Origin of the sequence: Pedobacter segetis, from assembly GCF_016623585.1 — a bacterium.
Lineage (GTDB): Bacteria > Bacteroidota > Bacteroidia > Sphingobacteriales > Sphingobacteriaceae > Pseudopedobacter > Pseudopedobacter segetis.
This window is the reverse complement of sequence record NZ_JAEHFY010000016.1, coordinates 65309-79001: the sequence shown is the minus strand read 5'-3', so window position 1 is coordinate 79001 and position 13693 is coordinate 65309. Positions and strand designations below refer to the sequence as shown.

Sequence of the window (13693 nt, the reverse complement as noted above, 5' to 3'; positions counted from 1 at the left end):
AAAAACATCATTAGCGTAAAATTAAAAAGATTTTTTTAGTACTGGATTTTTATTTCAGAGATGCGTTTTTCATCTAAACGGGTCTCCCTAAATTTTTCCATATAATCTAAACGGTTTTCTTTTTTCGTGTATGCCGTAATTCAACAAGTGATTTTATCATGAAACATGTATCGTTAATTCTTAATTAAGTATAAGTAAGTTAATTAAAACATAAATTTGATAACGTATCGATTTAATTCAAGATGGTTAAAGATTCACAAATTACTATAATGAGGAGAATGATTATAGCCTTGGTAATGACTTTATGTTATACAAACGCCAATGCTCAACAGATTTATGATGCAAGAGTTAAAGAAAATGAAATTTTAACTCCAATCCCAAAAAAACAACCCAAAATAAATGGTGCTAAAATATATGGTGCTAAGCCTGGTAGAAAATTTATTTATAGAATTCCTTGCCAAGGAAAACGTCCAATGCATTTTGAGATAGAAAATTTACCTGCGGGATTGCTTTTGGATAGATATAATGGAATTATTAGTGGCATAGTTCCACAAAGTAAAGGCAATTACCCTATGATGTTGACAGCAGAAAACGATTTTGGAAAAGATAGCCGCTCATTTGATTTAGTTGTAGGATATAAAATTGCTTTAACTCCGCCTACCGGATGGAACTCCTGGGGTGGCCACATGATGTATGTTACAGACAGTGTGATAAGAAAAGCTGCCGATGTGTTTGTAGAAAAAGGTTTGGCCGATGTAGGCTTTCAGTACCTATCAATTGATGATTGTTGGATGAAAATTAAACAATCTGGTTTTGATGCGGAAAGTAAACGACAAAAAGAACAACACGAAGGATTCGATTACGATGGCTTTATCGGAGAAGTGAGAGATTCCAACGGGTATGTTATTCCTAACAAAAATTTCCCTGATATGAAATCCTTAACCAACTATATCCATAGTTTTGGCTTGAAAGCAGGAATTTACAGCACACCCGGACCATACACTTGTCAAAATTTTGTAGGTTCTTTAGGTTATCAAAAGCAAGATGCTGACCAATATGCCGCATGGGGATTTGATTTGTTAAAGTACGATTTATGTTCGGGTGGAAGCCTGTTGAATTTCCTCAAAAAGCAAGATCCTAATTACCCTCAAACCGACTTTTGGCGACCAATGGCTACTTATCTTCATGAGCAAGACAGAGACATCCTGTTTAATTTATGTCAATACGGTATAGATAACCCATGGAAATGGGCTCCAAGTTTGGGCATTTCAACTTGGCGCATTGGTGGAGATTTGAACCATCATGTGGACTCTTATTTCAAATACGCATTACAGATATCTACAAAGCTGAGATATTTTAGCAAACCAGGGCAGTGGAATGATCCTGATTTTATGTACATCAACAAACTTCGAGATTTCAGCAAAATGGCTAATCCGTCTAAAGATATATCTCTTAATACCAACCAACGATATCAGTACGTAAGCTTATGGTCAATTATTTGTGCCCCTTTTTTCTTTTCATGTGATATTAATGATATTAATGAATTTACCCTAAGATTATTGTCTAATTCAGAGGTGATGAATATCAACCAAGACGAATTAGGCTACGTAGCAAAGGTATTGAAGAATAAAAATGATGAGATAGTAATGGTGAAAGAATTAGCAAACGGATCAAAAGTTTTAGCACTTTTCAATACAAATAAGAACGAGGAAAAAGTAATTAAAGTGAACTTGATATCCATGGGCTTTACAAATAAGACAATCTTATACGACGTATGGAGAGAAAAAGAAGTTGGGAAATTTAAAGATATTTTTTCTTCTAAAATAAGCCCAGACGGAGTAGGTTTGTTTATTGTTAGATGATAATTGAACAACCTTGGAAGCGCATTGGTTTTTTGAAAAGAGAGAATAGATTCTTCTTTAAATCGCAAAACAAAACTTTTGATATGTGGAAAAAAAACAAAAGCATAAAGGGAATACAATTTTCAGATTGACGGCACAGCCTGTTTGCAAAACAAAATACCGTTATAAAGTTCTTGAAGCAGATATAAAAAATTGGTTCAGAATCCTAGTAAAATAGATTTTCGATACCGAAAATGCGGTAATATTGTCAGGCGTCGTCAGGTTTACCTACTTAAATCTGAAAATAGAATATCAGCTTAACAGAAACATATTTTATACCAAATAAGTTTGGATTTTTATTTTCCTGACTTGCCCCCGTCGCAATAATTTAAGTCGGCACTAACAGACTAAGACCGATATTCCACTATAAAGAAGAACCTATCAAACTTACACCTACTGGTCTGCATCATAGCTCTTGCGGGTGTCCACACACATAGAACTAGAGACCGGTATATTGATAAAGAAGTTCAGAACAGAGAGAAAAAAAGGTCGCTGATGCCAGAATGCTCAACCAAATCAATAATAAAGAATTGAGAATTAGAGAAGAAATTACCCCAACCATTATGAAAATTATCGAAAATTAAATCTGCCGCACTAAAAGGGACAATTCAGAACTAAGGGGTAACCAGGATGTTTATGGCTAAGTTGCTCTCGAAAATCAAACATAAAGTAAGCATGTAGAAAGCGCAACTGGTCCCATGTTTGGACGAGGGTTCGAATCCCTCCGGGTCCACATCAACAAAAACAAGCCCTTGTAAATCAGTATTTTACAAGGGCTTGTTGGTTTTTAAGAATTTTTACCAGCATCTTTTCTATGAGCTAAGGCGATGATGAAAATGAAATTATTTTGATTTAATTCAAACCCTAAATGATAAACCTCAATTTTAACAGGTTAAAAGGCTTTATAGCTTATTATTTTTTACTCTTTTTTAAGGATGCCTTTTTCTACGCTTTCATTAATTAAATTTTCTGCATAAGCCCAGATAACCGATGAACCATTTTTTATCACCTTTTTTTTATCGTAAACCTTTTGGTAGGGTACATTAAACTCTGCCCAGGTTCCTCCGTTATTTGAAGTGTTCTGTAGCAATGGTTCTAACCGATCCATAGATCTTGCAAACTTGGCTTCATTTGTTATGCCATCTTCAAACTCTTTCCAAATTTCAATAAACTCTTCTGCCTGGGATGCTGGCAATAGCCCAAAAATTCTTTTGGCAGCAATAAGTTCTTCTTCTGTATTGGTATGGCTCTTGGTAGTATCATAAATAAAGGTATCGCCCGCATCAATTTCTACTATATCATGTATCAATACCATTTTTAACACTTTAAGAACGTCTATGGGCTTATCAGAATGCGAGGCAAGCACAATTGACATCATAGCTAGGTGCCAACTATGTTCTGCATCGTTTTCATTTCTGTCGCTATTGAATAATTTAGTTTTGCGTACAATGTATTTTAGCTTATCGATCTCTTTTATAAAAGCTACTTGTTTAATTAAATCGTTATAGATCATTTTTTTGGTTTTAAGGATATTTCGCAAGTTAAACTCTTTAATATAAATCTAATTCATAATATAACGATAAATCATGTTTTAGTAAAACGTTAATTTATGTTAAAGATGTATCGTTAGATAAAACAATGTTAAACCTTTTGTTTCAATTGAAATCCTAACAACAAATACAAACATTAAATTAAAATTAGAATATGAAAAATTTAGTAAAAGGATTAACATTATCCACCGCATTAGTTTTAGGTTTAGCATTAACGTCTGTTGCACAAACTACAACCCCAACAGAACCATCCACACAAGAGCATCATAAAAAGGCTCAATTAAATTTGACCGATGCTCAAAAGGCCCAAATGAAATCTAACCGCGAGAGCGAGAAAGCAAACAGAGAAAAATTTGAATCTTCGCTAACAGCAGATCAAAAAGCGATCATGAACGATAAATCTTTGAAAGGAAAAGAAAGAATGGATAAATTAAACGCCACCTTAACTCCAGAGCAAAAGAGCATGAGAAAAGCTAATATGGAATCTGCTAAAAAGAACAACGAAGCTTTTAAAGCTACTTTAACCCCAGAACAAAAAGAACAATTTGGAAAAATGAAAGGTAAAATGGGACATAAAGGTCATGAAGGTGGTCACAAGGGTGCTCCTAAAACAGAAGGATAATATTTTAAAATCCCAAAAAAAATCCAGATTGAAAAATCTGGATTTTTTTTGCTTTAAGCTTTAAGCTTTATTTTTTATTTAAGCCAATACTTCCGAAACCAGATCAGCGGCTTCTTTCAATAAGATTGCAGAGAATACTTTTAAGCCAGACTCGTCAATCAGTTTTTTTGCTTCAACAGCGTTTGTGCCTTGTAAACGCACAATAATAGGAACTTTAATATTTCCCATTTCTGTGTAGGCATCAATTACGCCTTGTGCAACCCTGTCGCAACGTACAATTCCCCCAAAAATGTTGATTAATATAGCTTCAACTTTAGGATCTTTCAATATAATTTGGAAAGCGGCTTTAACGGTTGTTGCATTAGCGGTTCCGCCTACATCTAAAAAGTTTGCAGGCTCGCCTCCGGCAATCTTTATAATATCCATAGTTGCCATTGCCAAACCTGCTCCGTTAACCATACATCCTACGTTTCCATCAAGCTTAACATAATTGAGGTTACTTGCAGATGCTTCTACTTCGGTTGGGTCTTCTTCTGTTGTGTCACGCATGGCTGCATAATCAGGGTGGCGAAATAAAGCGTTATCATCTAAATTTACCTTGGCATCAACAGCTAAAATTTTATCATCAGATGTTTTTAATACCGGGTTAATCTCAAACATGGAAGAATCTGTTGCTTCGTAAGCCTTATAAAGCGCAGCAATAAATTTAGTCATGTCTTTAAAAGCGGCACCAGATAAACCTAAATTAAAAGCTATTTTACGGGTTTGGAAACCTTGTAAACCAACTTTAGGATCAATTTCTTCCTTAAAGATCAAATGTGGGGTATGTTCTGCAACCTCTTCAATATCCATCCCACCTTCTGTAGAATACATGATGATATTTTTCCCGGTAGAACGGTTTAATAAAACGGAAACATAAAATTCTTTAGTGTCAGAATTACCCGGATAATAAACATCTTGTGCAACCAAAACTTTATTCACTTTTTTTCCTTCGGGGCCAGTTTGGGGGGTAACCAATTGCATACCAATAATATCGGTAGCTCTTTGTTTAACTTCTTCTAAATTTTTAGCAAGTTTTACACCGCCGCCCTTGCCACGCCCACCAGCATGGATTTGTGCCTTTATCACCACCCAATCAGAATTATAATCTTCCTTGAGTTTTTTTGCAGCTTCTACAGCTTGTTCTGGAGTATCGGCAACTATACCTTCTTGTATGCGTACGCCAAAACTTTTAAGAATTTGTTTACCTTGATATTCGTGAATGTTCATCTTCTGAAAAAATTTGACGTGAAATTACAAATACCATCCTATAAATAAAACCTAAAACAGATTTAATTATCTATTTGATCGCCAAATGACTAATCTTTTGATGTTATTTTGAAATTATCGGGAGAAAAGTTAAGAAATTCGATGCTGTTTATTTCTAAATTGGGATCATAAGCGATTTTTGAAATAGAGCTATAATCTATTTTTAGATTGAAAACTTTCTCTAAGGGGAAATCCAAAATATAAGAGATGATAGAACGGATTATCGCAGAATGGCAAACTACCACAATATTTTCTTCTTTTGAAAGATACATTTCTTCAATAAATTGGATGCTACGATCATAAAGATCAATAAAACGCTCACCTTTTTTTACCCGATAGTTTATAAAATCATCTTCCCATGCCTTAATATCTTTTTGGTTGATGTTTAGCCAGGGTTTCATTTCCCAATCCCCAAAATTTAGTTCTGATAATCTTTCATCGGTATCAAAAGCATCATCGCTTAAATAAGCGGCTAATTTGGTGCATCTACGTAAAGGGCTAGAATAGTATTTGCCTGTTGTAAAATTCAAATGATCTTTTATCCAATCAAAATCTACAGTAAAATTTTCTTCTAGCGGCATCTCAGATTGTCCGTAGCATAATTTATTTGGATTATAAACGGAGGTGTGTCTTATAAGATAAATGTTCATTTGGGATTGATTTTTATTCTTAAAATTTTCTTAAAATTAGGTTTATCGCTTAATTGATAAAACGACTTTAAAAGAAAAAAGAACCAAGTCTTCAACTTTTTCAGATTGCATCTTTAGTGCAAATGCGGTTTAAGCAATAAACAGTTTTTTTGAAACTTTTTGAGAGCAGTAAGACCTCATAAATCATACTATCTGGGAGAAAGGGTAGAAGATGTTTTGTTCTAAAAAACTTGATTTTATTGTTCAATTCTGGTGTTGTTTTATATTGCGATCAACCATTTCAATGGGCCAAAAAATCTCTGATGTCCCAAAATCAAAAGTCGTACAAATTAGCTGCAAACAATCATATATTTTACATTTTTAACTAGCAAAATATAATTTGGATAATAATAATAACTATCTATTAGTTAATACTTTATAAATTTTATATTAATTGTTTATTTATAAAATTGCAATCTATAAGGCTCAATAGAATTAAAATAGCAAAATATAATTTGGTTAATATATTATTTTTAATATAAATAACTGTAATATAATTAATTATGTATTTTAAATAAAGCTTTAATTGTATCTATTATAGGCTTCAATAAAATCAGCTCTCATTACCACAAATCGTTCTATTATTTTAGAAATAAACGTTTCATCCAAGATTTCAAACACGCCATTTACGCCGTTTAAAATATCTATTTCTGCAAGCTTAAAAGTTTGCTCTAAATTTCCCTGTTCAAACTTTACGATGTACTTATTATTCATAGAAAATATGGTAATCTTACATTCTGGATGTGGGAGTTCTGCTACAATTCTCATGTGTTATTATTTTGATGATCTAAAATGATTTTTTAAGAAGCTAAACTTTGGCACTCCGTTTCTGAAATTTATTTTCTGAAAACCGTTTACTGAATACCGACTTCCGAAAACCGTTTACCAAAAATTACCAAAAACAGGGTCAATCCCGTTCAAAGTGCCTTCTGTTTTTAGTATTTTAAATCGGGCAAAAAGCTCTTCGCTATACCAATTTTCTTGTCTAGTTAGCTTAATTACTTCTGCGTGTTCTTGATCTTTATAGGCGAATTTTTTAACGTCATCTAGGTTATCCCAAACAGAAAATGTGGCTTGCATAAAAAGCGGGGCTTCCCCAATTCCTATGGAGGTAATAAAGCCTTTAGAGTTGCCCATTATTGCAGCAACCTTCGGTACGTTTCGCCAAAAATTCTTCAACTTGCTTGGGCGGATGGTTGCCCTTGTTAAAATACCGACTTTTCCTTCCTGTAATTTTGTTTTAGGATTTTCGAAAGGTTCTTTCCCGCTCCATTTACCATGCGATTCTGCGGGCTCTAAAAAGATATGATATTGCTCTTCACAAAAGGCTGCCCACCATCTAGAAATAAATGATTTGTTCTTAAAGTTTTGAAAATCCATCTCCGAATTCCAAACGGCCAATAGGCCCCATTGTTGATAATCGGGGTGGATATCAAATGTGCCATTTTTTCCACAGCCCAATAATTTCCAAAAGGTACATCTTTTGGTAAAAAATAAAGGTAAACGATGGATTGCCATTGCCAAAAAAGCAAAAGGGATATATTTCTTAGGATAGCGTAAAATAGTTATCGTAACTAACATCAAATGCTAATTTCGATAAATTAACTTAAAGCAGCCTTAAAGTGGATAAATAGCTAATTGTGGATAGATTTATAGATCGATTTCCAAACCTTCTTTGGCAATTGGAATTTCAAAAAAATCTTGGTTTTCTAACGCTTCATCTCCCAAATGATTTAAAATGATTTGTTTAGCGTTTAATAAATGCTGGTTTTTAATTATGGTTTGATAGTTCAAATGACCTTTTCCGATTGTTTTAAAACCATTACATTCGCAGATCAATAAATCGGCTTCATCTGCCAAGGGGATTAAATTATTAGTCCATTCTGTATCTCCGCTAAAAGCGATGATTTTATCATCAATAAATAATTTTAAAGCATTTGGAAAGGAGGGAGGGGAATGTATTACCTCAAAAGTTTGTAGTTTAAAATCATGAAGATCTTGCTTTTGGTTCGATTCAAATTCTATAAATTCCAATAAATTTCTATCGATTTTATCGATTAAATCGGGATAGAGTACGTCTAATAATAAAAGAGTTTTAGCCTCGATGCTAGGCGGGCCAATAATTGTTAAAGCTTTTGTTCTTTTTTTTCTTGTAAAATCGAGGATGATAAAAGGTAATCCACCAAAATGATCGCCATGCAAATGACTGATCAAAATATAATCTAAATCAGCAGGCTCAAGGTGTTGCTTTTTTAACCCAACCAAAGAAGTGGCCCCACAATCTATCAATAAGTTGATTTTATTTGCTTGTAAGTGAAAACAAGTATTAAAGTTCCCACCGCTTCCAAAAGCATCTCCAGCGCCAATTATTGTTAATTTCATGAGTTCAATCTAATAAAAATGAAATCTATCATTCTTTAACCTAATATCATAATTGAACTAATTCTTTATCTGTTAATTAGTTTTTTCAGATTTATCTTAAATAGATAGCAGACAAACAGTTTCATCTGATATTATCAGATTTGTGATAACTCTAACACCTCGACTTTTACCTTTATTTTGAGAACAGATAGCGATTCTTATTTTTAGTAAACTTACTGACGGTTCATTTTAAGCAAACGTAATAATTACCAAATTCTATTATCAATATATTTATCAAATATAACATCGCTACTCACTATTGATAGATTTTCAATCATTGATTGCGCTACTATTAGTCTATCAAAAGGATCTTTATGATGTAAATCCAATTGTTCGGTTTGATAGATATGGCTTTGTTTAATTGGTAATGGTTGGAATTTGTAAGTATTTTGAAAATTTAAAAAGAATTTTTCTAGATTTTCATCAAGAAATAACTTACCTATTTTCAATTTAATTGACATTTCCCAAATAGAAGCATGACTAAAATAAACAACGTCTTCAATTGAAAGAATTCTTTTGGTCTCCTTAGAGAACTTGTTTGGATTGTTTTCTAACCAAATTATAACTTGGGTATCAATCAATAACGCCATTAAATATAATCTTTAAAATCTGAAGGAGTTTCGTTAAAATCTTCCGATATAAATATTTTTCCTTTAAAGCGTCCCATACTCTTCAATCGCCTCTTTGCAAGAGATTCCGAAGCCAACTCGGTATTTATGTATTTACTAACCAAAAAATCAACAAAGTCTTCAACTTCCTGCTGTTTAGAAACTGGTAGTTGCTTTATTTTATCTAAAGTTAAGGTGTTCATACTCAAATATAGGCTTTTTCTTATTTAAAAGCAATGTAACTATTTCGACATATTAATTGGAAATCTTGCTATTGGCCAATCAGAAGGTTTATCAAAATATTGAAAAGACTTATCATTTGCCTCCCTTTCTACTGCATGGTTTTGATGGTAATAATTTTCTAAAAGGTTTTGTTTTATTGCGCTCCACAAACTTGGCAACCCAATTTTTAGATAAAATTTAATAAATCCCAATTCTCGATGTTGTAAAATATGTCCAAATTCATGTTTTACCAACCATAAATCTTTTTGTTTCGAAAAAGTTTCGGGAGATAAAAATATCCCGAAATTTGGTAAAGTGATACCATGACCGTGATCTATAAATTTAGATTCATAGATCTTAACTCCTTCAAAATATCCTACAAAATTCAATACAAAATTTGGCAATTAAGCTTGGTAGAGTTGATTTCTTAAATAGTGATCGATGATAACCAATGCCGCCATGGCCTCTACAATAGCCACCGCTCTTGGAACTACACAAGGATCATGACGGCCTTTGCCTTTTATCTCCGCAGCTTCCCCAGCTTTATTTACCGTTTCTTGATTGCTCATGATAGTTGCCACGGGCTTAAATGCTATCCGCATATTAATATCCATCCCGTTAGAAATACCACCTTGTACACCACCAGAAAAATTTGTTTTGGTAGATATTTTTCCGCTTCCGCTCGATTGAAAAACGTCGTTATGTTGTGAGCCACGCATTGTAGATCCATCAAAGCCAGAACCATAATCAAAACCATGCACCGCATTAATGCTTAACATGGCTTTACCTAAATCGGCATGGAGCTTATCAAAAACAGGTTCTCCTAGGCCAACGGGGCAATTTTTTATGTAGCAGGTAATTTTACCACCAATGGTATCGCCATCTTTTCTAATTCCGTCAATAAGCTCAATCATTTCTTCAGCAGTTTTTGCATCTGCGCAACGCACAATATTGTTTTCTCTTTGCGCTAAAAACTCATCTGCCGAGGTAATCTCAATTGCTGGAGAGTCCAAGGTCCCAACGCTACTAACATGAGCCAAAACATCTATCCCTTTTTGTTTTAAAAATAATTTTGCAATTGCGCCGGCCGCAACCCTAGCGGCCGTTTCACGAGCAGAAGATCGGCCACCGCCTCGATGATCTCTTATACCATATTTGGTTTGATAGGTATAATCTGCATGGGAAGGGCGGAAGGTATCTTTATTATGATCGTAATCTTTAGATTTTTGATCTTCATTTGGGATGATGATAGCGATTGGTGTCCCAGTGGTTTTGCCTTCAAAAATACCAGATAGTATCTGGCAAGTGTCTGATTCTTTGCGCTGCGTGGTTATTTTAGATTGCCCGGGTTTGCGCTTATCCAATTCGTTTTGGATAAAATCCAAGTCAATTTCTATATTTGAGGGGCAGCCATCAATAATTACCCCAATTGCTGCGCCATGAGACTCGCCAAAAGTAGTTATCTTAAATATTTGCCCGAAGGAATTTCCTGCCATTTTATTTTTTTTGTATCAATTAGTATCAAGATGATAGTATCAAGTATCAAGATGATTTGCAATGTTTTGTTTTAGTCTTTTAGTATCAAGATGCTAGTATCAAGTATCAAGATGATTTGCAATGTTTTGTTTTAGTCTTTTAGTATCAAGATGCTAGTATCAAGTATCAAGATGATAGTACAAGTATCAAGATGATAGTATCAAGTATCAAGATGATTTGCAATGGTTTATTATAGTATTTTTAGTATTAAGTTGATTTGCAAAGTTATGCTTTATAAAGGTTTTGCGTTAGGGATAGCAGCTGATACCGGCCCGTGGCTAAAGCCTTGTGATGTATGAGCGAATAGCCCGCTCGAACGCCCAAATCAGATATTTATCATTTTAGTTTTTTGTTGCTCAATAAATCTTATTACTTGATACTCATATCTTGCTACTTCAAAGAAAATCCTATCTTCTTAAAATCATCCCAAAAATGAGGATAAGATTTTTCTACTACTTGTGCTTCTTCTATCTCTACCTTATCAATTACCATTGCCATTGGTGCAAATGCCATTGCCATTCTATGATCTTCATAAGTGGCTATCTTTATTTCTTGTGGGATGTTTAATTCCTCGCAATTTAATTGATAAACATCTGCCTGTGTTTCAATCAATTTAACACCAATTTTGGCCAATTCGGTTTGCAATGCAAAAATACGATCGGTCTCCTTAATTTTTAAGGTTTCTAAGCCAGAAAAACTAAATTCTTTACAAAGCAGTGCAGAACAAACAATAACGGTTTGCGCCAGATCCGGACATTCCTTAAAGTCTAAGAGCTGTGGTTTAATTTCATGTCCAACTTTTTCTATGGTAAGTCCATCTTCGTCAAAAGTTGTCTCCACACCAAATAAAGCCATTATTTCTACAATGGCGCTATCGCCCTGTAAACTGTTTTTTTTAAGGTTTGGCAAATGGATCTTCGCATTTTCTGAAAGTGCCACTACACTATACCAGTAAGAGGCGGCGCTCCAATCTGGTTCTATGGTTAAAGTTGTGGCTTTAAATTCTTGAGGTAATATGGCTATTTTATCTCTATCCCAAGTATGGTTGATGCCGCATTGCTGCAGCATAGATAGCGTCATTTCTACATAAGGTTTAGAAGTGAGTTCGTCCATTATCTCTAAATCTACCCCTTGTGGCAAAGAACTGGCTACCAATAATAAAGCTGTTAAAAACTGAGAGCTGATATCGCCACGAATTAAAATATGTGAAGTAGTTTGGTTAAAGGCACCGTTTATTAAAACTGGGGGGTAGCCCTCTTGATCTTGATAAGAAATATCTGCGCCTAAGGTTTGAAGCGCATCAACCAAAGTGCCAATAGGACGCTGTTTCATCCTTTCAGAACCTGTTATTTCTACTTTTTCTCCTTTTAAAGAAAAATAGGCGGTCAAGAATCGCATTGCCGTACCTGCAGGGCCAACGTTTACCGTTGTTGGATGTTCACTTTCGTGATTTAAAATCCCATTCAAAGTAACGGTATCTGCCGCAGAGGAAAGGTTTTTGATCTTTACCTTTCCTTTGCTTAACGCCGATATGATCAAAGCCCTATTGCTTTCACTTTTAGAACCTGTTAAATTAATGGTCTCTTCTGGCTTAATTTGCGACTTTTGAATAACTATTGAAGCATTCATTATCCTAGTTCGGCTTTTGTAGCATTCATAATTGCGGTTTGTTTACGGATTGATTCGCTATGGATCAATTCTAGGATCTTTGCTGTAAAATCTTTTTCTAGTTTTAATACAGAACCGTAAGCTGTTCTTTTTTGAAGGATTTCATCCCACCTAGAAACCTGAAGAATGGTTACATCATTATCTCTTTTGAATTCGCCGATTTGTTCAACAATTTTCATCCTTTCGCCTAGCTTTTGAAAAATTTGATCATCAATCTGATCAATCTTTTCTCTCATTACCGCTAGTTTATCCGTAAACTCCGGATTTTTCGATTCAGCTTTTCTCAAAACAAAGCCATCGATCATTTCGCTCAGAGCTGCTGGGGTAACTTGTTGTGCTGCATCTGTCCAAGCAACAGAAGGATCGATATGTGCTTCTATCATTAAGCCTTGCATATCTAAATCCAATGCTTTTTGGGCAATAAAAGGCAATAATTCTCTTGAGCCACAAATGTGCGAAGGATCATTTAAGATCGGTAAATCTGGGATCAATGTTTTTAAACTGATGGCCAAATCCCACATAGGCTGGTTACGGAATGCGGTTTTCTCGAAAGAAGAAAAGCCCCTATGTATGGCGGCAATTTTAGTTATCCCGGCCCTGTTTATACGCTCTAATGCCCCAACCCATAATGAAAGATCGGGATTGATCGGGTTTTTGATCATCACGGGAACATCATGCCCCTCTAAAGCATCTGCAATTTCTTGCACCGTGAAAGGGTTAACCGTAGATCTAGCGCCAATCCAAAGGATATCTACACCTGCCGCTAAAGCTTCTTTTACGTGTTTTGCGTTGGCAACTTCAACTGCAATTGGTAACCCGGTTTCTGCCTTAGCTTTGTTTAGCCATTCTAAACCAATGCTCCCTATTCCCTCAAATTCTCCTGGGCGAGTTCTTGGTTTCCAAATGCCCGCTCTTAAAACACTAACTTTTCCGGTAGCTTTTAATAAACGAGCGGTTGCTAATAATTGTTCTTCTGTTTCTGCGCTGCAAGGGCCAGAAATAACAAGCGGTTGGTGTGTAACGTTTAACCAACTGCTTAAGGGTTGTATGTTTAGGTTAAGTTTCATGCTTTTTTTATTTGAAAATTTGAAAATTCGTTATTTTAAAAATTTATTTTTTGACTACTGACTACTGACCACCGACTACCGATTACTGATTACCGACTACC

The 13693-nt window shown here is 34.7% G+C and carries 14 protein-coding genes and 1 pseudogene; 3 read left to right on the top strand and 12 right to left on the bottom strand.

All coding sequences use genetic code 11. The features are described from left to right. Positions 1-269: 269 nt before the first annotated feature. Positions 270-1862: a glycoside hydrolase family 27 protein gene (locus I5M32_RS12095; protein ID WP_200586687.1), complete on the top strand. Its 1593-nt coding sequence runs from the start codon at positions 270-272 to the stop codon at positions 1860-1862. A gap of 677 nt (positions 1863-2539) precedes the next feature. Further along, positions 2540-2634: pseudogene (locus tag I5M32_RS12090) on the top strand. A 186-nt stretch (positions 2635-2820) separates the two neighbouring features. On the opposite strand, the gene I5M32_RS12085 reads toward I5M32_RS12090, so the two are convergent. Beyond that, positions 2821-3414, bottom strand: a complete 594-nt coding sequence (locus I5M32_RS12085) for an HD domain-containing protein (protein WP_200586685.1) — start codon at positions 3412-3414, stop codon at positions 2821-2823. Positions 3415-3605: 191 nt separating this feature from the next. Between I5M32_RS12085 and I5M32_RS12080 the strand changes: the two genes are divergently transcribed. Beyond that, the gene (locus tag I5M32_RS12080) at positions 3606-4073 is read left to right on the top strand and encodes a Spy/CpxP family protein refolding chaperone (RefSeq protein WP_200586683.1); all 468 of its coding nucleotides are present in this window, start codon (positions 3606-3608) and stop codon (positions 4071-4073) included. A gap of 78 nt (positions 4074-4151) precedes the next feature. Here I5M32_RS12080 and sucC read toward each other — a convergent pair whose 3' ends face one another. From sucC to I5M32_RS12025, 11 genes are all read right to left on the bottom strand, one after another. Further along, complete coding sequence (gene sucC, locus I5M32_RS12075) at positions 4152-5342, bottom strand: ADP-forming succinate--CoA ligase subunit beta (RefSeq protein ID WP_200586681.1); 1191 nt, start codon at positions 5340-5342, stop codon at positions 4152-4154. 89 nt (positions 5343-5431) lie between these two features. Beyond that, on the bottom strand, positions 5432-6031 hold the full coding sequence (locus I5M32_RS12070; RefSeq protein WP_200586679.1) for a histidine phosphatase family protein: 600 nt from the start codon (positions 6029-6031) through the stop codon (positions 5432-5434). Positions 6032-6592: 561 nt separating this feature from the next. Further along, complete coding sequence (locus I5M32_RS12065; protein WP_200586677.1) at positions 6593-6838, bottom strand: hypothetical protein; 246 nt, start codon at positions 6836-6838, stop codon at positions 6593-6595. A 114-nt stretch (positions 6839-6952) separates the two neighbouring features. Further along, complete coding sequence (locus I5M32_RS12060) at positions 6953-7651, bottom strand: DUF3291 domain-containing protein (protein WP_200586675.1); 699 nt, start codon at positions 7649-7651, stop codon at positions 6953-6955. A gap of 69 nt (positions 7652-7720) precedes the next feature. Then, positions 7721-8452 (bottom strand): MBL fold metallo-hydrolase, encoded by a 732-nt coding sequence (locus I5M32_RS12055; protein WP_200586673.1) that lies wholly within the window; start codon positions 8450-8452, stop codon positions 7721-7723. A gap of 245 nt (positions 8453-8697) precedes the next feature. Further along, positions 8698-9081 (bottom strand): type II toxin-antitoxin system VapC family toxin, encoded by a 384-nt coding sequence (locus I5M32_RS12050; RefSeq protein WP_200586671.1) that lies wholly within the window; start codon positions 9079-9081, stop codon positions 8698-8700. Next, positions 9081-9302, bottom strand: coding sequence for a type II toxin-antitoxin system VapB family antitoxin (gene vapB, locus I5M32_RS12045; RefSeq protein WP_200586669.1), 222 nt, complete (start codon positions 9300-9302; stop codon positions 9081-9083). The genes I5M32_RS12050 and vapB overlap by 1 nt, the downstream gene beginning before the upstream one ends. Positions 9303-9341: 39 nt before the next feature. Beyond that, on the bottom strand, positions 9342-9710 hold the full coding sequence (locus tag I5M32_RS12040) for a hypothetical protein (RefSeq protein ID WP_200586667.1): 369 nt from the start codon (positions 9708-9710) through the stop codon (positions 9342-9344). A gap of 15 nt (positions 9711-9725) precedes the next feature. Further along, positions 9726-10817 (bottom strand): chorismate synthase, encoded by a 1092-nt coding sequence (aroC, locus tag I5M32_RS12035; protein WP_200586666.1) that lies wholly within the window; start codon positions 10815-10817, stop codon positions 9726-9728. A 430-nt stretch (positions 10818-11247) separates the two neighbouring features. Further along, entirely contained in the window at positions 11248-12486 is a 1239-nt protein-coding gene (locus tag I5M32_RS12030; RefSeq protein WP_200586659.1) for a 3-phosphoshikimate 1-carboxyvinyltransferase, read from the bottom strand. Continuing rightward, positions 12486-13592, bottom strand: a complete 1107-nt coding sequence (locus tag I5M32_RS12025; protein ID WP_200586658.1) for a chorismate mutase — start codon at positions 13590-13592, stop codon at positions 12486-12488. Before I5M32_RS12025 ends, I5M32_RS12030 begins: the two co-directional genes overlap by 1 nt. Positions 13593-13693: the final 101 nt, after the last annotated feature.